The 18,188-nt window shown below is 62.2% G+C and carries 22 protein-coding genes and 2 pseudogenes; 8 read left to right on the top strand and 16 right to left on the bottom strand.

Annotation, left to right across the window (positions count from 1 at the left end):
• Positions 1-25: 25 nt before the first annotated feature.
• Positions 26-289 carry an ArsR/SmtB family transcription factor gene (locus ACZYHG_RS10010; protein WP_027031521.1) on the top strand — a complete coding sequence of 88 codons (264 nt, stop codon included), beginning with the start codon at positions 26-28 and terminating at the stop codon, positions 287-289.
• 31 nt (positions 290-320) lie between these two features.
• Here the strand turns inward: ACZYHG_RS10010 and ACZYHG_RS10005 are convergent, their stop codons facing one another.
• From ACZYHG_RS10005 to ACZYHG_RS09985, 5 genes are all read right to left on the bottom strand, one after another.
• The gene (locus tag ACZYHG_RS10005; RefSeq protein ID WP_464613650.1) at positions 321-785 is read right to left on the bottom strand and encodes an SRPBCC family protein; all 465 of its coding nucleotides are present in this window, start codon (positions 783-785) and stop codon (positions 321-323) included.
• A 16-nt stretch (positions 786-801) separates the two neighbouring features.
• Entirely contained in the window at positions 802-1,176 is a 375-nt protein-coding gene (locus ACZYHG_RS10000; RefSeq protein WP_464613649.1) for a nuclear transport factor 2 family protein, read from the bottom strand.
• Positions 1,177-1,199: 23 nt separating this feature from the next.
• Complete coding sequence (locus tag ACZYHG_RS09995) at positions 1,200-1,526, bottom strand: ArsR/SmtB family transcription factor (RefSeq protein ID WP_464613648.1); 327 nt, start codon at positions 1,524-1,526, stop codon at positions 1,200-1,202.
• Positions 1,527-1,531: 5 nt separating this feature from the next.
• Positions 1,532-2,188, bottom strand: a complete 657-nt coding sequence (locus ACZYHG_RS09990; protein WP_464613647.1) for a glutathione S-transferase family protein — start codon at positions 2,186-2,188, stop codon at positions 1,532-1,534.
• A 120-nt stretch (positions 2,189-2,308) separates the two neighbouring features.
• Positions 2,309-3,145 carry an alpha/beta fold hydrolase gene (locus ACZYHG_RS09985; RefSeq protein WP_464613646.1) on the bottom strand — a complete coding sequence of 279 codons (837 nt, stop codon included), beginning with the start codon at positions 3,143-3,145 and terminating at the stop codon, positions 2,309-2,311.
• Between the two features lie 92 nt (positions 3,146-3,237).
• On the opposite strand from ACZYHG_RS09985, the gene ACZYHG_RS09980 reads away from it, so the two are divergent.
• The 3 genes from ACZYHG_RS09980 (at position 3,238) to ACZYHG_RS09970 (ending at position 4,693) form a co-directional block, all read left to right on the top strand.
• Positions 3,238-3,759 (top strand): winged helix-turn-helix transcriptional regulator, encoded by a 522-nt coding sequence (locus ACZYHG_RS09980; protein ID WP_464613645.1) that lies wholly within the window; start codon positions 3,238-3,240, stop codon positions 3,757-3,759.
• Between the two features lie 77 nt (positions 3,760-3,836).
• A complete protein-coding gene (locus ACZYHG_RS09975; protein ID WP_464613644.1) occupies positions 3,837-4,070 on the top strand; it encodes a hypothetical protein in 234 nt (77 codons plus the stop codon).
• A 191-nt stretch (positions 4,071-4,261) separates the two neighbouring features.
• Positions 4,262-4,693 (top strand): GlcG/HbpS family heme-binding protein, encoded by a 432-nt coding sequence (locus ACZYHG_RS09970; RefSeq protein WP_464613643.1) that lies wholly within the window; start codon positions 4,262-4,264, stop codon positions 4,691-4,693.
• Between the two features lie 164 nt (positions 4,694-4,857).
• On the opposite strand, the gene ACZYHG_RS09965 is transcribed toward ACZYHG_RS09970, so the two are convergent.
• The 3 genes from ACZYHG_RS09965 to ACZYHG_RS09955 all read right to left on the bottom strand — a co-directional run bounded on the left by ACZYHG_RS09965 (position 4,858) and on the right by ACZYHG_RS09955 (position 6,576).
• On the bottom strand, positions 4,858-5,259 hold the full coding sequence (locus ACZYHG_RS09965) for a hypothetical protein (protein ID WP_027031530.1): 402 nt from the start codon (positions 5,257-5,259) through the stop codon (positions 4,858-4,860).
• A 231-nt stretch (positions 5,260-5,490) separates the two neighbouring features.
• Complete coding sequence (gene rpmF / locus ACZYHG_RS09960) at positions 5,491-5,673, bottom strand: 50S ribosomal protein L32 (RefSeq protein WP_008834724.1); 183 nt, start codon at positions 5,671-5,673, stop codon at positions 5,491-5,493.
• A 141-nt stretch (positions 5,674-5,814) separates the two neighbouring features.
• A complete protein-coding gene (locus ACZYHG_RS09955) occupies positions 5,815-6,576 on the bottom strand; it encodes a biosynthetic peptidoglycan transglycosylase (RefSeq protein ID WP_464614655.1) in 762 nt (253 codons plus the stop codon).
• A gap of 78 nt (positions 6,577-6,654) precedes the next feature.
• Between ACZYHG_RS09955 and ACZYHG_RS09950 the strand changes: the two genes are divergently transcribed.
• Complete coding sequence (locus ACZYHG_RS09950; RefSeq protein WP_464613642.1) at positions 6,655-7,572, top strand: polyprenyl synthetase family protein; 918 nt, start codon at positions 6,655-6,657, stop codon at positions 7,570-7,572.
• Positions 7,573-7,629: 57 nt separating this feature from the next.
• Here the strand turns inward: ACZYHG_RS09950 and ACZYHG_RS09945 are convergent, their stop codons facing one another.
• Entirely contained in the window at positions 7,630-8,664 is a 1,035-nt protein-coding gene (locus tag ACZYHG_RS09945; protein WP_464613641.1) for an L-idonate 5-dehydrogenase, read from the bottom strand.
• A 138-nt stretch (positions 8,665-8,802) separates the two neighbouring features.
• Between ACZYHG_RS09945 and ACZYHG_RS09940 the strand changes: the two are divergent.
• Together ACZYHG_RS09940 and ACZYHG_RS09935 are read left to right on the top strand one after the other, a co-directional pair.
• A pseudogene (locus tag ACZYHG_RS09940) lies at positions 8,803-9,557 on the top strand (SDR family oxidoreductase).
• A 112-nt stretch (positions 9,558-9,669) separates the two neighbouring features.
• A complete protein-coding gene (locus tag ACZYHG_RS09935; RefSeq protein ID WP_464613640.1) occupies positions 9,670-12,009 on the top strand; it encodes a response regulator in 2,340 nt (779 codons plus the stop codon).
• A gap of 24 nt (positions 12,010-12,033) precedes the next feature.
• On the opposite strand, the pseudogene ACZYHG_RS09930 reads toward ACZYHG_RS09935, so the two are convergent.
• The 6 genes and pseudogenes from ACZYHG_RS09930 to ACZYHG_RS09905 all read right to left on the bottom strand — a co-directional run bounded on the left by ACZYHG_RS09930 (position 12,034) and on the right by ACZYHG_RS09905 (position 16,835).
• Positions 12,034-12,745, bottom strand: a pseudogene (locus ACZYHG_RS09930) (class I SAM-dependent methyltransferase).
• A gap of 91 nt (positions 12,746-12,836) precedes the next feature.
• Positions 12,837-13,589, bottom strand: coding sequence for a Stf0 family sulfotransferase (locus tag ACZYHG_RS09925; RefSeq protein WP_464613639.1), 753 nt, complete (start codon positions 13,587-13,589; stop codon positions 12,837-12,839).
• 56 nt (positions 13,590-13,645) lie between these two features.
• On the bottom strand, positions 13,646-14,197 hold the full coding sequence (locus ACZYHG_RS09920) for a phosphotransferase-like protein (RefSeq protein WP_464613638.1): 552 nt from the start codon (positions 14,195-14,197) through the stop codon (positions 13,646-13,648).
• Between the two features lie 40 nt (positions 14,198-14,237).
• Positions 14,238-15,092: a transglycosylase SLT domain-containing protein gene (locus ACZYHG_RS09915; RefSeq protein ID WP_464613637.1), complete on the bottom strand. Its 855-nt coding sequence runs from the start codon at positions 15,090-15,092 to the stop codon at positions 14,238-14,240.
• Positions 15,093-15,095: 3 nt separating this feature from the next.
• The gene (gene ispG, locus ACZYHG_RS09910; RefSeq protein WP_464613636.1) at positions 15,096-16,349 is read right to left on the bottom strand and encodes a flavodoxin-dependent (E)-4-hydroxy-3-methylbut-2-enyl-diphosphate synthase; all 1,254 of its coding nucleotides are present in this window, start codon (positions 16,347-16,349) and stop codon (positions 15,096-15,098) included.
• A 303-nt stretch (positions 16,350-16,652) separates the two neighbouring features.
• Positions 16,653-16,835 carry a YdcH family protein gene (locus tag ACZYHG_RS09905; protein WP_224666132.1) on the bottom strand — a complete coding sequence of 61 codons (183 nt, stop codon included), beginning with the start codon at positions 16,833-16,835 and terminating at the stop codon, positions 16,653-16,655.
• A gap of 239 nt (positions 16,836-17,074) precedes the next feature.
• Here ACZYHG_RS09905 and ACZYHG_RS09900 point away from each other — a divergent pair, with 239 nt between their 5' ends.
• Entirely contained in the window at positions 17,075-17,278 is a 204-nt protein-coding gene (locus tag ACZYHG_RS09900) for a YdcH family protein (RefSeq protein WP_464613635.1), read from the top strand.
• 111 nt (positions 17,279-17,389) lie between these two features.
• Here the strand turns inward: ACZYHG_RS09900 and ACZYHG_RS09895 are convergent, their stop codons facing one another.
• A complete protein-coding gene (locus ACZYHG_RS09895; protein ID WP_464613634.1) occupies positions 17,390-18,178 on the bottom strand; it encodes an IclR family transcriptional regulator in 789 nt (262 codons plus the stop codon).
• Positions 18,179-18,188 lie beyond the last annotated feature (10 nt).

Here is an 18,188-nt window from a genome sequence, read left to right as displayed (position 1 = left end):
AAAAACTTTGCCTCACAAATGAGGCATGATGTTTTCCGACGCCTTCATGGCGATCGCCGACCCCAATCGGCGCCACCTTCTGGAAGAACTTCGACGCGGTCCGAAGACCGTCAACGAGTTGGCCGCCGGATTGCCGGTATCACGCCCGGCCGTATCCCAGCATCTGAAAGTGTTGCTCGACGCCGGCCTGGTCAATGCCAAGGCTGAAGGCACGCGGCGTGTTTATACGGTAAGCAATGCCGGCTTCCTGAAACTCAACATCTGGCTCGACCAGTTCTGGGAAGCCTGACCATTTCAGGCCACCGCCTGATCAATGCCTTTCAGTTCTTCGTGCCCAGGAAGGCGCCGAGCATATCGAGCAACACTCCTGTCCCGTGCTCGCGTGCCTCCGACGTGTCATGGCCATCGAGAAAAGCGCCCTGCTCGGTCAGCACGAGCCGCGTGCCCTTGCCCTCGGCAAAAAGTTCGATCGTGGCCAGCGACACCGAGATCCTGATCTCGCCGAACAGCATATCGTAGCTGTAGACGATGCGCTGGTCCTGCACGATGTCTTGATAGGTGGCGGTGTAGACGTGGATCGGCCCATCCTTTGGCCCACCGGCATTGACCTCCTTGCCGCCGACGCGAAAGTCCATCTCGAAGCGGCCCGGCATCGGGTTGTCGGGATCGGTGAACCAGCGCCGCTTGGCGTCAGGGTTGCTGAGCGCGAAAAAGACTTTCGCCGGCACCACCGGATAGTGGCGCTCGATAACGAAGGTGGAGTGGACGACGGAACGTTCGGTCATGGGTGGGTCCTCATGGTCAGCTTGATGGATTCTGGGGGGTGAAGACGCCGTCTCGATAGGAGGCACCGAAATAAACCTCGACGCTGCGCAACCGGTCGCCGCGAAACGCGTGCAGCTCCGTGTTGCGAAAGGTCTTTCCATCAACCGTTTCGCAGCGGTAGAGGACAAAGGCGTCATCCCCGTCTTCGCTGATCCGCTCGATTGTGATCGACTTGAAGACGGGACTGTCCGGCCAGCAACGGGCGAAATAGGTCGCGCGGTCGATGGCATCGTCATAGGGGCTGGTAAACGTGAAGTCGTCCGTCAGCATCGTCTCGGCGACAGCGCGCTCATTTGCCTGATAGGCAGCGAAATAGAACCGGATCAGCTCCGCCCTTGCTTTGGCAGCCATGCTCGTTCTCCCTGTTGTTCAACTCATTCGCTCTCGGCGAGAAAATCACCGAGCCGATCGAGCCGGCGCTCCCAGACTAGCCGCCGCTCGTTGATCCAGTGCTCGGCCGCCCGCAGCGCCTTCGGCTCGATCTGGCAGGTGCGAACCCGTCCAACCTTCTGCGTGCGCACAAGTCCGCTCGCCTCGAGCACGTTGAGATGCTGGACGACCGCCGACAGAGACATCGCCAGCGGTTCGGCCAGTTGGCTAACCGACGCCGGGCCACGCGACAGCCGGTCGACCATCTGCCGCCGCGCCGGATCGGCGAGCGCCTGGAACATCAGGTCGAGCTGGGCGGGATCATGCAGCATGGCGATCAGCCATTGTTGTAGGGGAAGAACTGAAAGTAGGGCTGCGCTTCCTCGATCACCCTGGCGAAGGCCGGGCGCTGCAGCAGGCGGTCATGATAGCGTTTCACAGCGGGATATCTGTCGCCGAACGGCTCGACCTTGTTGGCATAGAACAGCGCCGGGGACGCCGCGCAGTCGGCCATGGTGAAGCTGTCGCCCATCGCCCAGCTCTTCGACTGCATGTCCTCTTCGATGATGGCGTAGGAAGTGCGCAGTTGGCCGCGCGCCTGCTCGACGCCGAACGGATCGGTCTTGTCCTGCGGCCGCAACCGATCGCCGACGATCTTCTGCATCGGCTCCTGCACATAGAAATCATAGAAGCGGTCGGCCTGGCGGACGGCAAGTGCGCGGTCGATGTCGGCGGGAACGAGTTGGACCGGCCCGCGATAATGCGCGTCCAGATATTCGACGATGATGGTCGATTCCAGCACCGTGCGGTCGCGCGCATCGTCGCGCAGCGCCGGCATCTTGCCGCTCGGCGAAATTTTCAGGAAGGCCGCGCGCGACTGCTCGTCGCCAAGATCGACAATAGCCGGGTGGAAGGCCGTGGCGTTTTCATAAAGCGCGATCAACGGCTTCCAGCAGAAGGAGGCCAGCGGATGGAAATGCAGCGTCAGGGACATTTCTTGCTCGTTTGTTTTCTGGTTCATCGATGGCGTGCAGTGCACCCGCTTGGTCAACACTGAAGCATTTACTTAACTATTGCGACGGACCTTCGTCGTCAAGCCCGCCCCCTCAAAGTCTCAATGGGATTCGATATGCGCGACGATGGCGGCTGATATCGCCGGCCAGTCCTGCGGGTGCAGTTCGTGGCCGCCGCCCTCGATGCGAAGCAGTTTTGCACCGGCGACCGCCTCGGCCAGTGCTTCGCCGTGTTCGACAGGAAAGATCGGGTCCGCTGTGCCATGAATGACCAGCAGCGGCGCCGCCATCTCCGGCAGGCGGCCCTTCCATGCATCGCCGCCCTTGAGCATGAAGTGATTGGTTGCGCTCAGGAAGCCGCCGGAGCGGTCGTAATCCAGTTCTATGAAGGCGCGCATCCCGGCCTCGTCGAATGGATGCGCGATACCAGCGATCGCCCTGGTATCCCTGACCATGAAGTCGATCACCTGGCGGCGATCCGACCAGTCGACACCAGCACCCTCGGCCGAATGCTCGGCATAGGCATCGGTCGTCTGCGGCAGATGCGAGGTGTCCATCCCCATCGGTGAGCTGCTGATCACGGTCAGCGACGCGACACGGGACGGATGCTTGAGCGCCACGCGTTGCGCGATCATGCCGCCCATCGACATGCCGGCGACATGGGCCATATTGATACCGCGGCTGTCGAGGACACCGATCGCATCATCGGCCATGTCGTCGAAGGTGTAGGGCGGCTGGCCCGGCGGATATTTGGTCGAGCGGCCAGTATCGCGATTGTCGAAGCGGATCACGTACAGGCCGGCGTCCGAAAGCTTTCGGCAAAGCGCATCTGGCCACCACAGCATCGAGGCCATCGCCCCCATGATCAGCAGCAGCGCGGGATCCGCCGGATCGCCAAAGGCTTCGGATATGATCTCGGGTCGGTCGATCGTGGTCACCGTACGGCCTCCTCATCTGATTGCATTTTGCAATCGGTTGCACGATAATAAAACTGATACGATAATGCAACTGGTTTTGTGGAGAGAATCGAATGAGTCTCGATCGCCGGTCCGGGTGCCCGATCAACCTGTCGCTGGAAGTGTTCGGCGACCGCTGGAGCCTGATCATCCTTCGCGACATGATTTTCGGCGGTAAGCGCCATTTTCGCGAGCTGCTCAACGGATCGATGGAAGGCATTGCCTCCAACATCCTTGCCGACCGGCTGAAGCGGCTGATGCAGCTCGGCATGCTGACCAAGGCTGACGACCCCTCACACAAGCAGAAGGCGATCTACAGCCTGACCGAGATGGCCATCACGCTGGTGCCGATCCTGGCCCATCTCGGCGCCTGGGGCCGCGTCTGGCTGCCGACCAGCGAGGAACTCTCGATCCGCGCCGAGCTCCTGGAAAAGGGCGGACCGGCAATGTGGGAGAAATTCATGGACGAGTTGCGCCATGAGCATCTCGGTACGCCGCTCGATACGGCGTCTGGCCCTTCTGTCCGCGCGACCTTGCGGGCGGCTTATGAGGCTGTGGTCGCCAGCAAGGCTCTCAGCGCCAGCCCGGCCGCCTGATCAACTTATTTTCCCGTTCGAGGGCCGGCTCTGCTAGAAGAGACGGAAAATCACAATTCAAGCGATTGGATAATGTCTTGGTTGAGAACTCTAGGGATAGTGCCCGCGCACGCGCCGATCAGCGCTTCAAGAAGCAGGAAGAGGCCGCAACGGTCCGCCAGAAAGCAATGGCGGAATATGTCGCCGAGAGCGACGCCCGCAAGGCCAAGACCGACAAGCTGAAGGCGCTCCGGCTCGCCAAGGAAGCCGAAGACCTCGCCAACGCGCCGGCGGTGCCCGCCAAGAAGCCGGCCCGCGCCAAGAAAAAATAGCGCGCTGTTATCGCCAGTTTCGTCATCGCCCTTGATCTGGTGAGAGTTGATTGCATCAGCGCATTGCCGCGTTCGCGGCGCGATCCGAATAAGCCTCATCCCGCCTTCTCACGCGAAGCAATTTCAATCGAAACCGGGATTGCATCGGCCGCCCGGCGGCCGATGATTGTCCTTTTCAACAGGAGCTTGCCATGACCGCACTGCCGCTCGAAACAGCCAGGCAAATCATCGATGCCGCCTTCGCCAAGGGCGCCGATCTCAAGCTCAAGCCGCTCGGCGTCTCGGTGCTTGACGCCGGCGGCCATCTGGTCGCTTTCCAGCGTCAGGACGGCGCCTCGTTCCTGCGTCCGCAAATGTCAGCCGGCAAGGCCTATGGCGCGCTGGCAATCGGCATGGGCTCGCGCAAGGTCGAGGCCTTCGCCAAGGAGCGCCCGCACCTGGTCGCCGGCATTTCCGACGTGTCGGGAGGACGCGTACTGCCGGTGGTCGGCGGCGTGCTGATCCGCGACAAGGCTGGCACCATCATCGGCGCCGTCGGCATTTCAGGCGACACATCGGACAATGACGAGGCAGCCGCCATCGCGGGCATCGAGGCCGCAGGCTTCGCTGCCGATCCGGGCTGAGCATCCTTCGACATCGAAGCGAGGCTGCTTTGAGATTCAGGTCAGGCCGAGCCGAGAAGGATGGATTCCGAGAACCGGAACGGAGCGTACTTTTGGGTACGTGAGTACCGGAAGCGCAGGAAGCCGCCATTCGCAGGCCGGCATCACCCGAATATCAATGCAGCCTAATTCAGGTTGATATCCCGGCTCGCCGACCGCATCGACACCGCGAACCCGGCCAGCACATCGAACAGCGCGATGATCATCAGCGTGAAGAAGATCGAGTGCGCGGCGCCCTTGACCAGCAGGAACTCGACCAGGAACGCGACGAAGACCAGTGTCGACAGGAGATGGTCCATGATCGAGGCGCTGGTCGTGCGCGCCGACTTCACCATTTCGAGGAACAGGAAGATCAGCCCGATCAGCACCAGCAGGTCGCCGAGCGTCATCGAGAACACCCCGCCCGACATCATGTGGAACGAGAAGATCTCGCTCGCCCACGGATCGTCGCCGCCGCCGAATATACCGAGCAGTCCGAGATTGTAGAGAATGAAAGGCACGATCAAAAGCGGGACGGCACCGAACATCTGGCGTCTCCATATGGGGGCACCTTCTGTAGAATGCGCCACGGGCACGCCGTCAAGATTTTTCGTGCAAAGCCGCCAACACGCTCGAAGACTGGATGCAACAACCATGTCAGCGGCCAGCGATGGCCGGGAAGGCAACGTGAGCTTCAGCTCCGGCGATTAGCCCGCCAAACGCAAAAAGACCGGCCAGAGGCCGGTCCTTTGTAACTCGAACCCTAGAAAAAGCTGGTCTCAGCTTTCCTTGGGGGTCAGCACCTGGCGACCGCGATACATGCCGGTCTTCAGGTCGATGTGATGCGGGCGGCGCATTTCGCCGGAATTCTTGTCCTCGACATAGGTCGGGGCCTTGAGAGCGTCGGCCGAGCGGCGCATGCCGCGCTTGGACGGAGAGGTTTTGCGTTTCGGAACGGCCATGGATATGCTCCACTACATGGTCAAAAGCCCCGCCTGCCCTCGTGAAAGGGCCATGTCGGGGCCTAAATCTGAGAAAGTCGGGTGCCTATACACGCCTGATGCGGTTTTGGCCAGCACTGCGGTGAATCTTTTTTGTACCGGCTATTCGAGACAGCCGACATAAGCACCGGAACGGCCGGCACGCCGCTCGATCAGATTGGCAAGCCGTCTGAGCCCCGGCCCGGGTTTCGCCGGATTGCGGGCGATCGGATTGGGCAGAGTGACGGCGAGCAATGCCGCCTGCCGCCGTGACAGCTGTTTTGCCGAAATGCCGAAATGATGCTGCGCCGCAGCCTCGATTCCGTAGATGCCCGGGCCCCATTCGGCGATGTTGAGATAGATCTCCATGATGCGGCGTTTCGACATCACGGCGTCGAAATAGACCGCCAGCGGCAGTTCGACGACCTTGCGCACCGAGCCCAGCGGCCGCGACCACAGGAACAGGTTCTTCACCGTCTGCATGGTGATGGTCGAGGCGCCGCGTGTCGCCTCGCCGGCCAGCGCATCGTCGACCACGCCGCGCAATTCGCCGAGATCGACGCCGCGGTGGAAGCAGAACTGCCCATCCTCCGACATGATAACGGAATGGGCCAATACCGGCGCGACATCATCGATCGACACCCAGCGCCGGTCATAGCCGGAGAAGGTCGCCAGGTCCTTCAGCATCAGCGTCGACACCGGATGCACGAAGGACGGCAGGTAAAGGAAGGTCAGCACCGCCGGGATAAGCGCCAGCACTGCGGCCACGACAATGCCGCGCCGGACCCAGCGCCTGAGACCGCGGCGGTTCACGCCCCGCGATCTCGTCGCCATGTCCAGCTTTTCGGTTTCATGATCGACGATCGGTTCCGCCAAGCCGCCCAACCCGTACATCTGCCTGCTCCGGCATAATGGCGCTTGCCTTCTTGCGCAACGTCTGAGTGTCGGCTACCGCTCCCGGCCATGACGAATGACGACGAAATGGCGTTCGAAATGGCGCTCATCGGGCGGGCGGCGGCCGTCGAGGTGCTGCTGCGGCGGTTGCTTGACCATCGCCCGCTTTCGGGCGAGATCGCGCGGCCCGACCAGCTGATGGCGGCGATGCGCCACGGTGTACTGAATGGCGGCAAGCGCCTGCGCCCGTTCCTGGTCATGGAAAGCGCTGCCTTGTTTTCGGCCGATGGCGAAGCGGCGCTGCGCGTCGCGGCCGCGCTCGAATGCGTGCATTGCTATTCGCTGATTCATGACGATTTGCCAGCGATGGACGACGATGATCTGCGCCGCGGCCAGCCGACCGTGCACAAGGCCTTCGACGAAGCGACAGCCATCCTGGCCGGCGATGCCTTGCTGACGCTGGCCTTCGACATCATCGCCGGTGACGCAACCTTGCTGCCGGCCGAGCGGCGCGTGGCATTGGTGCTGGCGCTGACCCGCGCTGCAGGCGCCGGCGGCATGGTCGGCGGCCAGAAGCTCGATCTCGAAGCCGAACAGACACCGCCCGACGAGGCCGGCATCATAAGGCTGCAGGCGATGAAGACCGGCGCCCTGATCCGTTTCGCTTGCGAAGCCGGCGCCATTATCGCCGGCGCTTCGTCCGAAGACCGCGAGAGGCTGGCTGAATTCGGCTCGGCGATCGGCCTTGCCTTCCAGCTTGCCGACGACCTGCTCGATCTGACCGCCGACGCCAGTCAGATGGGCAAGGCGACCGGCAAGGACGCCGCCGCCGGCAAGGGAACGCTGGTGGCGCTGCACGGTGCGAATTGGGCGCGCAGCCAGCTGCATGGCCTTGTCGAACAGGCGCATGCGCTGCTCGAGCCCTATGGCGACAAGGCGGCACTGCTGAAGGAAGCGGCGACCTTCGTCGCCGCGCGGAAGAGCTGATCGCCGGCGCCGGCTGGGTCCAAGCACCGAATTCAGGGGAAGCGGGCCAGCAGACCCTTACGCGAAAGCGATCTGGACCTTCATCGCCTGGCTGCGGTCATTGGCAAGGTCGAAGCCGGACAGGGCCTCGTCCAGCGCCACGGTATGCGTGATCAGCGGCTTCACATCGATCAATCCCTTGCGCATCAGCTCGACCCCGATGGCGAATTCCGGATGGAAGCGGAACGAGCCGTTGAGCGTCAACTCCTTGGTGGTGATCGCCGACATCGGCAGCGCCATCTCGGCGCCGCCGAGGCCGATCTGGACGATCGTGCCGCGTGGACGCGACGCGGCGATGCCTTGTGCCAACGCTGCCGCTGACCCCGAGCATTCGTAGAGAATATCGAACGTCCCCTTGTCGGCCAGATAAGGCGCCAGTCCCTCGGGGTCAGCTCGGCTGTTGATCGCCTTGTCGGCGCCGGCACGCAGCGCCATCGACAGGGTGAAATCGGTCAGATCGACGGCGACGATCTCGGCAGCCCCAGCACGCCGGGCGCACAGGATCGACAAAAGGCCGATCGGCCCGCAGCCTGTCACCAACACCCGCTTGCCAAGCATCTCGCCGGCCCGCCTTGTGGCGTGGAGGCACACCGCCAGCGGTTCGGCCATCGCGGCCTCGCCTGATGTCAGCCCATCGGCCGGCACGCATTGCGGCGCATCCGCCACCAGCATTTCACGGAATGCGCCCTGGATATGCGGGAACGGCATGGCGCTGCCATAGAAGCGCATGTTGAGGCACTGATTGTGCATGCCTTCGCGGCAATAGCGGCAGGTGTAGCAAGGCCGCGATGGCGAGACGGCAACCAATTGGCCAGGCTCCAGGCTGGTGACGCCGGGGCCAACCTTCTCAATGCGCCCGGAGACCTCGTGGCCGAGGATCATCGGCTCCTTGAGACGCACCGTTCCGAAGCCGCCATGATTGTAGTAATGCAGGTCGCTGCCGCAAATGCCGCCGGTGACGAGACGCAACAGCACCTGGCCTGTGCCCGGCTCCTCGACCGGATGGTCCTGGATACGCAGGTCCCGGGCGGCATGGATGACAATCGACTTCATGACAGGCGAACTCCTCCAGCAAGTCCGCCAGCATATTCGGCGAGTTCGTCGCATACCAGCTTGTGTATCGCCTTGCGCCTCTGCCCGATTTCGCTTCACTTGACTTCATGGCGTTCAGCAATGAGAGGCAGTCGATAAATGTCATCCACCTTGTTCGATCTCAGCGGGCGCCGGGCGCTCGTAACCGGCTCATCGCAAGGCATCGGGTTCGGCTTGGCAAAGGGCCTGGCGCAGGCCGGTGCGAAGGTGGTCCTCAATGGCCGCGACGAGGCAAAGCTTGCCGCAGCGGCGACACAGATCCCCGGGCGGAAACGCTCGTCTTCGACGCGACCGACCATGACGCGGTCCGTTCCGCGATCGACAATTTCGAGCTGGCCGGTGGTTCCATCGACATCTTGGTCAACAATGCCGGCACGCAGTTCCGCACGCCGCTCGAGGATTTTCCCGCCGATGCGTTCGAGCGCCTGTTGCAGACCAATGTCGCCAGCGTCTTCCATGTCGGCCAGGCCGTCGCGCGCCACATGATCAGACGCGGCCGCGGCAAGATCATCAACATCGGCTCTGTGCAGACCGCACTCGCCCGCCCCGGCATCGCGCCCTACACGGCAACGAAAGGCGCGGTCGGCAACCTGACCAAGGGCATGGCGACCGACTGGGCGAAGTATGGCCTGCAATGCAACGCCATCGCACCCGGCTATTTCGACACGCCGCTCAATGCAGCCCTCGTTGCCGATCCGGCATTCAGCGCCTGGCTCGAAAAGCGCACGCCGGCCGGCCGCTGGGGCAAGGTCGAGGAACTGGTCGGGGCTTGCGTGTTCCTGGCCTCCGACGCCTCGTCCTTTGTCAACGGCCATATACTCTATGTCGACGGCGGCATCACCGCGTCAATCTGATCCGCCGAGCCGTTCCACGGAGCAATCACGCTGCTCGCGCGCGAACGAAATCTTAATGTAAATGAAGCGTAATCCCGGTCGTTAAAATAATGCGTATGTGTTGGGGTTGCGCATGCCGGAATATTCTTCCTTCATCCGGTTTGTCCGGATTCGCTATCTTTCAGGATTGCTGATTTTCGCGCTGGCCTCCACGGCCATCATGTTTGCGCTCAACCGTGTCAATTCCTTCCGTCATGAAATCGACGCGCTGAGCAGCAACCTCGTTGTCTTCACCCGCGACCTGCGCAACGCGACCAGCTTCGCCGAGACAACCGGCTCGGCCTGGCGCAACGAAACGCGCGATGCGCTGACCGCATCGGCGCGCGACCATTCCGTACGCCTGACCAGCGAGATCGAGACGCTAAGCGCCCAGTTCGCCGCGATACATCAGCGGCTGTCGGCCAATACCGTCAACGAACTCGAAGCCTCCTCGGTCAACGGCGACCTGTTCTGGTCGGCGCGCGACATGGTGCGCAACCTCAATTTGATGTCGGTGGCGCAAAAGGGCGATGAATGGAGCTACCGGGAAATCCGCAACCAGAACGACCTGTTTGTCCAGCCGATGCTGGTCCGTATCCGCACCGCGATGGACGAGGAGCGCCATCTGGCCGACGCGTCCAGCGACCGGCTGCTGCTGTGGGCGAGCGGCCTGTTGTTCAGCGTCCTGGCCATCGTCGCCTTCTGGGTCTTCCGGCCGATGGAACAGGCGATCCGCCGCGCCTTTGCCCAATCCGCTGAATCCCTGTTCAAGGCCGAGGCCGCCGACCGCGCCAAGTCCGAATTCCTGGCCAATATGAGCCATGAGATCCGCACGCCGATGAACGGCGTGCTCGGCATGGCCGAATTGCTGGCCAAGACTGACCTCACACCTCGCCAGAAGACCTTCACCGATGTCATCGTCAAATCCGGCAACGCGCTGCTCACCATCATCAACGACATCCTTGACTTCTCCAAGATCAATGCCGGCCAGCTAACGCTGGACCCTGCCCCCTTCCGTCTCTCCGAAGCGGTCGAGGACGTGGCGACGCTGGTCTCGGCGCGCGTTGCCGAAAAGAACCTCGAACTGATCGTGCGGGTCGACCCGCGTCTGCCGGCCTATGTCGTCGGCGACGCCGGCCGCTTCCGGCAGATCGTCACCAACCTGGTCGGCAATGCAGTGAAGTTCACCGAGAAGGGCCATGTGCTGATCGATGTCGGCGGCGAAACCGTCAACGACGTTGTCCAGCTCAAGCTGCGCGTCGAGGACACCGGTATCGGCATCCCGGCAGAAAAACTGCAAAACGTGTTCGAGAAATTCGCCCAGGTCGATGGCTCCTCGACTCGCCGCCACGAAGGCACCGGCCTTGGACTGGCCATTGCCGCCCGCCTCGTCGACCTGATGGCCGGCAAGATCGGCGTAGAGAGCGAGATCGGGCGCGGCTCCGTCTTCTGGTTCGCGGTGCCGCTGTCCGTACACCGTGCCGAGGCCCGCGACGCAATCGTTCCCGTCGACGTCACCGGCGCGCGCGTGCTGGTCATCGACGACAATCCGGTCAACCGTGAGATCCTGCTTGAGCAGCTCAGAAGCTGGAGCTTCGACTGCGCCGCCGCCGAAAGCGGCGCGATGGGGCTCGCCTTCCTCGATCGCGCCTGCCAGTTGGGCGCCAGCGTCGACTGCATCATCCTCGACTACCAGATGCCCGGCATGAACGGTGCCGATGTCGCCCGGGCAATCGCCGCCGACAGCCGGCTTTCTTCCATTCCGATCGTCATCCTGACCTCGGTCGACCAGGTCGATTTTGGCAAGATGATCATCGACTTCGGCATTGCCGCGCATCTGACCAAGCCGGCGCGCTCGGCGGTCCTGCTCGGCACGGTCATTTCGGTCATCCAGAAGGCCCGTTCGCAGGTCGGCAAGGCGCATTTCGTTCGCGAGCCGGTCCAGCCGATGCCGCAGGCGGCTCTGCCTGCCTTCACGGTTATCCGTGGTCCTGCCATGCCGATCGCGACAGCGCCGGAATCGACCACCACGCTGAACGGCCCGATCGACATCCTCATCGCCGAGGACAATGACGTGAACCAGCTGGTGTTCGGTCAGATCCTCAACGGGCTCGGCTTGAGCTACCGCATCGCCGGCAATGGCCGTACCGCGGTCGAGATGTACCGGTCGCTGCATCCGAAACTGATCCTGATGGATGTCTCGATGCCCGAGATGAACGGCTACGAGGCGACCCGCGCCATCCGGGCGATCGAGGCCTCGTCGGGCGGTCACATCCCGATCATCGGCGTCACGGCGCACGCACTGAAGGGCGATCGCGACAAATGCATCGAGGCCGGCATGGACGACTATCTGCCGAAGCCGGTCTCGCCGGACCGACTGGGTACGAAAATCGGCACCTGGCTCAGCGAGACGGTGATTGCCAAGACGGCGTGAGATGCGTCCGGTCGGGCTGCCGGATCAGCGCAGCCGACCGATCGGGATGATTTCCGCAGAGGTGTCCGCATAGGGTTCGCCCTGCCAGTCGCCGAGCCATTGCTCCACCAGCAGACCGGCCTCGGCCAGCATCCCGGCAAGATTTTGCTTATTCGGAAACGCGATTTTCGCTTCGGCACCCAGAATGGGTCTGCCGCCTGGAATTTCATAAAAGGTCGAATAGGTGACGGCCCCGGTGGTGGCATCATGGTCGGCATCATACCAGGCCCTGACAGTGCCAAGGCTGGGGAGTCCATTCCAACCACGCCGCCATGGCGGGATTTCGCGTGTCGAAGATGAAGCGCCCGCCGGGAGCGAGATGTTCGGCGATGGTGCGCAGCACCGCGCGCTGATCCTCTTCCGTCAGGAAAACCTGGAACGCGTGACCGGTCAACAGCACCAGATCGAACCGGCGTCCGAGGCGCACCGTTCGCGCGTCGGCCACGACCCAGTCGACCTTGTCACCGCCGGTCCTGCGCCGCGCGACGTCGAGCATGGCCGATGCCGGATCGACGCCGGTGACGCTGCATCCCCCGGCCATTTCGGCAGCGAGTTGACCAGTGCCGCAACCAAGATCGAGGACCGAGCCACCATACCCGGCAAGACGGATGCAGTAGTCAAAATCGGCGCGGCCATCCTGATTCTCGATGTCGTAGAACTGAACGAAATCAGGATCATTGTAGATCGGATCGGTCATGCCGCCGCCAATAGCCCAAATGTCTGCCATGCGCGACCCGCACACCCACGTCCATGGCGTTACAACTATGCCCGGTGTACCCAGCCATACCTCAGCCGGCTGCGTCCAGACGATAGCGGCGTATCCAATCAAGGCTTGTCTCGTCGGCAAGCTTTGCAACACCTGGCCGCACTGCCTCGGCGTCAGGCGCTTGGACACCGAGAGCCTCGCAGATGCCCAGCAATGCCACGGCCGGGTCGGCGGAAAGACGCTCATAGCCAATGCGCAGCGGAGTCAGGCCTTGCGCTGCGAACCAGATGTTCCACGCCGCATCATAGGCTTCGAGCTCGGCGAGTTCACCTTTGATCCGCTCGAAATCATAGTGCGGCTCCTGCGGCGGTGCGACCCTTTCGATCTCCGAGCCATCGGGCGCGATATGCCAAAGACCTGTCTGCTCCGCCTTTATCAACGAGACGGCCTGCGCGAGTTTGTTCTCGCGCGACAGGTGAATGTAGAGGACGCGGCCAAATGCCTTTTCGAAGCGCGCCGTGTCCGACGCAAGTCCAGGGTAAATCTGGTCGAGGATCGCCGAAAGCTCATCCAGGTTTTCGCGCATCAGGCGCAGGCCGAAGATGTCGGTGACACCCTTGCCGGCGGTGATTGCCGCATCGAGGTAGGCAACATTGAATTCAAGTTCGCCCAGCGCGTCGCGATCGGGCAGTTTCCAGTCCTGCGCCCACTCGGCCACGTCCTGTCGCCGATAGAAGGAGTGAGGAGCGCCGGTGCTCCCGGTGGATTCCAGCAGCTTGCACAGCAAAGTGCTGCCGGTTCTCGGCGTACCGCAAATAATGTATGCGTCGAACATCCCGCTGCCCTTGTCGTTCATCACAGGCAGGGCAGGCCCGGCCAGTCCATCGCCGCCTATAGTTGAAATCGTTGCTGGATGCGACGGGCGCATTCCAGCGACGAAAGCACACTTGCATCGACTTCGAGGTCGTAGTTTATACCCGCATGCACGCGCTCAAATTGCCAGCGCGCCAGGCCCGGCAGCCTGTCGGCCCGTTGGGCTTCGCGGGCTTCCAACACCTCCAGCGGCGCCATGACGCCGACAAGATGGAGATCGAAGGTCGACAGCAGGGCGACATAGTCCGATAGTTCGCCGTTGCAGAGCACGTCGTCGATGATCAAATTGTTGCCTTGCCCGGCCATGGCCGCAAAGGCGCAGCGCATGCCGCGCATGGTTTTTTCGCCCACGGGTCCGACTTTGATCACGACTGCGGGTTTACCGTCCTGCTGAATGGTTTCGTAGGAGAAACCATCGGCACGGTCCTGCAAGGCATCGGGCAGCATCGCGAGAAAACTGTCCATCTGGGCATGCAGGAACGGTTCGGCTGTTATCTCCTGCAACGCCCTTGCGATCGAGCTTTTGCCGGCACTGCCGACGCCGTTGAGCAGAACGATCTTGGCTGTCACTTTCAAATGCCTCTTTCAGACATAGACCGGCGTCTGGTCTCTACCGGTTGCGCACCACCACGCAGGCGCCGCCGACGCTCTGCAATTTCTGGCAGATGACATTGGCGGCGGCGCGGTCGTCGATCCCGATCCGGACGGCGTAGATGCCGCGTCGGCCGATCGGCGTGCGCACCCGGCTCACCACTGGATCATGGCCGGCAAGCAGGGCCGGAAACCGGCTTCTCACCCGCAGCCACTGGCCGATTGCAGCACTTCGACGGAAATTGCCTGCCACCTGGATGCCCCACGGCTTGATGTTGATCGAGGCCATCGCCACGGTCTGCGACATGATCACCGGCAGCTTGCGGCAGGCGACGGCAAAATCCGTCTTGGCGTCGAGCGGCTCGACCTTTCCGGCATAGGCAGGGTCGGTGAACTTGTCGACCGGCTCACCCATGATATCGAAGACATAGCTCTCGGTCTCCATCGGCAGGAAGCCGCCCGAGCCCAGCCAGCGCGACACCCGGCTTTCCCCGGCATTGTAGGCGGCGGCCGCCAGGCCAAGATTGCCGTAGCTGGTTTTCATTTCGGCGAGATATTTCGCAGAAGCCGGGATTGCCTGGTTGATGTCGAAGGAATTTTCGAGCCCGCGCATCTTGGCGGTGCCTGGCATGAACTGAGCGATGCCCTCGGCGCCGACGGGGCTGACGGCGTTGGGATCGAACCGGCTTTCCTTCCAGATCAGCCGGGCGAAGAAATCCCGGGGCAAGCCATTCTGGTCGGCATGGGCCTGGATGAGGGTGCAGACCTTGTCGATCAGCCGCTGCTTGGCCGATTGCGGCGGGTCGGCCTGAACGAATGCCGACCAACCCAGCCCGCACAGGAAGATAAGCGTCGCCCAGAGGAAACGCCGCATCGTCTACTCCGCTGCGGCCTTGCCGTGCTGCCCAAATCGTTGATCGATATAGTCGGCGACCATTTTCTCGAAATCCGCCGCGATCGACGGCCCGCGCAGGGTCGCCGCCTTCTTGCCGTCGACGAAGACAGGCGCCGTCGGTGTCTCGCCGGTGCCGGGCAGCGAAATACCGATATCGGCATGCTTGGATTCGCCCGGGCCGTTGACGATGCACCCCATCACCGCGACCTTGAGGTTCTCGACGCCGGGATATTTCTCGCGCCACACCGGCATGTTCTTGCGCAGGTCCGCCTGGATGTTCTGGGCGAGCTCCTGGAACACGGTGGAAGTGGTGCGGCCGCAGCCGGGGCAAGCGGCTACGATCGGCACGAACTGCCGGAAACCCATGGTCTGCAGCAGTTCCTGCGACACCTGCACTTCGCGCGTGCGGTCGCCATTCGGCTCCGGCGTCAGCGAGATGCGGATGGTGTCGCCAATGCCTTGCTGCAAAAGGATGCCCATGGCGGCCGACGAAGCGACGATGCCTTTCGAGCCCATGCCGGCCTCGGTGAGGCCGAGATGCAGCGCGTGATTGGAGCGGGTGGCAAGTTCGGTGTAGACGGCGATCAGGTCCTGCACGCCGCTGACCTTGGCCGACAGGATGATCTTTTCGCGGCCAAGGCCGATCTCTTCGGCCATCTCGGCCGACAGGATCGCCGACTGCACGATTGCCTCGCGCGTCACTTCCTGCGCCGTCAGCGGAAAGCCCTTGTCTTGGTTGTCGTCCATCAGCCGGGTCAACAGCTCCTGGTCGAGCGAACCCCAGTTGACGCCGATGCGCACTGGCTTGTCGTGCTTGATCGCCATTTCGACGATATCCGTGAACTGCCGGTCCTTCTTATCCTTGAAGCCGACATTGCCGGGATTGATGCGGTATTTGGCCAGCGCCTCGGCGCAGGCCGGATGATCGGCCAGAAGCTTGTGGCCGATATAGTGGAAGTCGCCGACCAGCGGCACGTTGATGCCAAGCCGCAGCAAGCGCTCATGAATACGCGGCACGGCGGCCGCGCTTTCGTCGCGGTCGACGGTGATACGCACGATCTCGGAGCCGGCGCGGTGAAGTGCTGCAACCTGGGCGACGGTCTGGTCGACATCTGCGGTGTCGGTGTTGGTCATCGACTGTACCACGACCGGCGCGCCGCCGCCGACGACCACGCCGCCGACATCGACGCCGACCGAGGTGCGGCGGGGGAAGGGAAAGGAAAAATATCCGGTCATGCCGGCAGCCTTTTGTCTCTGGAGCGCCAAGCGCCCACTTCGACGCACAAGCACACCCCGGGGCCGAAGCGCAAGAGTCCAGCATGAGGTGGAGGAGCAAAGATGGCTTGTCAATGGCGACAGGTCGCCACTGGCCAGAAATGGCCAGCCGTCAGGATCGGAAATAGGTTGGGCAGAAGGACCTTGGCGGAATAATATTAGCTTCGGCTCATAGCCGGCGATAAAAACTAAAACACCAAACACCGGCGGCGGTTGCCGCCGGCAGGAAGGCCGCAAGTGCTAAGCGGCTATATCAGTTGAGCGTCAATGCGTGGTCGGTTTCGCCGCTCGCAGTTTTTCAATCTCGTCCTTGAGTGCCAACTTGCGTCGCTTGAGATTCACGATCTGAAGGTCGTCGACCGATGGATGGTTCATCGCGTCATCGATTTCGCGTTCGATGTCGCCGTGTTTCCGCTGCAACTCATCAAGATGGGATGCAAGAGACATGATTGGTTCTCCCTTTCATGGTTTCCTCGATTGCAGCCGTCAAAGGCACGTCCACCGCAGGTCGTTTCTGTGACGGCACCATGACACTGTGCCACCTTCCGCCAACGATGTCGAATGCTGCGTGGTAGCATTCCACGACAATGTGAAATGTGATATTGGCTGCGCGCCGGTGGCAGAAATTGCCGCCCCCGCCCAATCAGGCCCAGTTTTCGGCGCCGCAGACGTGCAGACGGTAGAGAATGTCCGATCAGGAAAAGGCCGATATTCGCCTCGAATTTTCCCGGCTGAAGCAGGAACACGCCGATTTCGACGCCGCGATCAACGCGATGATCGCCACCAACTGCGATCCCCTGCAGATCCAGCGCATGAAGAAGAAAAAGCTGGCGCTCAAGGATCGACTGATGGCGCTGGAAGACAAGATCATTCCCGACATCACAGCCTGACCGGGGTTTGCTCTTAAGCAATTCCAGGAAAAGTGTGAAACGGTTTTCCGTTCGGAATTGCGGTAAAAAGGAGGTAGAGTAGGTCGCCGTTTCCGTGAAACGGGAACTGCTCTAAGCGCCGATCGAAAGTCGTGCGGCGCGATCACGCAGCAGGCCGATGAGACTGCCGGTCCGCTCCTCGGTCGTGTCGATGGGAACCACCAGGCACATCGTCGCCTCGACCTTACCCGGCGCTGAAAAGACCGGCGCCGCAAGACATTTCGTATAGGCATCGACCAGACCCGAAGTCACGCAGTAGCCGGTCACCCCGGCCTTGGCGATATCGGCGATGAAATCATCGAGCCGCAGCTTGCGGCCATCTGGGAGCACGAGATCGTCGTCCGACACCATGGCTTCGATCTCAACCCGCTCCAGCCCCGCCAGAAGCAGCCGGCCAGACGCGGTCCAGGGCAGCGGTATCTGCAGACCGGTAGCCGAGCTGATGCGGAACGGCCTGGTGCCCGGACTGGAGTGGACGATGGTGTAGCGGCCGCACTGCAGCATGCACAGTTCCGAGGTCTCGCCGGTCTCGCGCGACAGATGGTCGACCTCCTGGCGCCCGCGCCGCAACAGATCGTTGCCGCGCACATAGTCCATTCCATAGATATAGAGTTTCTTGCCGAAATAGACGCGGTTGCCGTCGCCGGCCATTTCCAGCAGGCCGGCGTCGACCAGCGAGCGCACCAGCGTATAGGTGGTCGAACGCGGGGCGTTCACCCCTTTGGCAAGATCGCCAATACCGATTGCTCGCTGCGTGGTGTGCAGAAATTCCAGGATCTCAAGCACCCGATTGAGGCCCTTTTCACGGGAGCCGGCGGTCTTCTCGCCGTCTGAAACGGTCAAGGCATTGCCATCTTGCATTGTCGATTCC

It is taken from the genome of Mesorhizobium subarcticum, from assembly GCF_055456085.1.
Note: the sequence above shows the minus strand (reverse complement) of the source record. Positions and strands in the feature narration are given on the sequence as shown.

Coding starts and splice junctions, on each gene's coding strand:
- ACZYHG_RS09925 (WP_464613639.1), bottom strand. CDS start 13,589: ATGTTCGACGCATACATTATTTGCGGTACGCCGAGAACCGGCAGCACT.
- ispG (WP_464613636.1), bottom strand. CDS start 16,349: ATGACCGGATATTTTTCCTTTCCCTTCCCCCGCCGCACCTCGGTCGGC.
- ACZYHG_RS09895 (WP_464613634.1), bottom strand. CDS start 18,178: ATGCAAGATGGCAATGCCTTGACCGTTTCAGACGGCGAGAAGACCGCC.
- ACZYHG_RS10010 (WP_027031521.1), top strand. CDS start 26: ATGATGTTTTCCGACGCCTTCATGGCGATCGCCGACCCCAATCGGCGC.
- ACZYHG_RS09935 (WP_464613640.1), top strand. CDS start 9,670: ATGCCGGAATATTCTTCCTTCATCCGGTTTGTCCGGATTCGCTATCTT.
- rpmF (WP_008834724.1), bottom strand. CDS start 5,673: ATGGCCGTTCCGAAACGCAAAACCTCTCCGTCCAAGCGCGGCATGCGC.
- ACZYHG_RS09995 (WP_464613648.1), bottom strand. CDS start 1,526: ATGCTGCATGATCCCGCCCAGCTCGACCTGATGTTCCAGGCGCTCGCC.
- ACZYHG_RS09970 (WP_464613643.1), top strand. CDS start 4,262: ATGACCGCACTGCCGCTCGAAACAGCCAGGCAAATCATCGATGCCGCC.
- ACZYHG_RS09905 (WP_224666132.1), bottom strand. CDS start 16,835: ATGTCTCTTGCATCCCATCTTGATGAGTTGCAGCGGAAACACGGCGAC.
- ACZYHG_RS09915 (WP_464613637.1), bottom strand. CDS start 15,092: ATGCGGCGTTTCCTCTGGGCGACGCTTATCTTCCTGTGCGGGCTGGGT.
- ACZYHG_RS09950 (WP_464613642.1), top strand. CDS start 6,655: ATGACGAATGACGACGAAATGGCGTTCGAAATGGCGCTCATCGGGCGG.
- ACZYHG_RS09980 (WP_464613645.1), top strand. CDS start 3,238: ATGAGTCTCGATCGCCGGTCCGGGTGCCCGATCAACCTGTCGCTGGAA.
- ACZYHG_RS10005 (WP_464613650.1), bottom strand. CDS start 785: ATGACCGAACGTTCCGTCGTCCACTCCACCTTCGTTATCGAGCGCCAC.
- ACZYHG_RS09945 (WP_464613641.1), bottom strand. CDS start 8,664: ATGAAGTCGATTGTCATCCATGCCGCCCGGGACCTGCGTATCCAGGAC.
- ACZYHG_RS09900 (WP_464613635.1), top strand. CDS start 17,075: ATGTCCGATCAGGAAAAGGCCGATATTCGCCTCGAATTTTCCCGGCTG.
- ACZYHG_RS09990 (WP_464613647.1), bottom strand. CDS start 2,188: ATGTCCCTGACGCTGCATTTCCATCCGCTGGCCTCCTTCTGCTGGAAG.
- ACZYHG_RS09965 (WP_027031530.1), bottom strand. CDS start 5,259: ATGTTCGGTGCCGTCCCGCTTTTGATCGTGCCTTTCATTCTCTACAAT.
- ACZYHG_RS10000 (WP_464613649.1), bottom strand. CDS start 1,176: ATGGCTGCCAAAGCAAGGGCGGAGCTGATCCGGTTCTATTTCGCTGCC.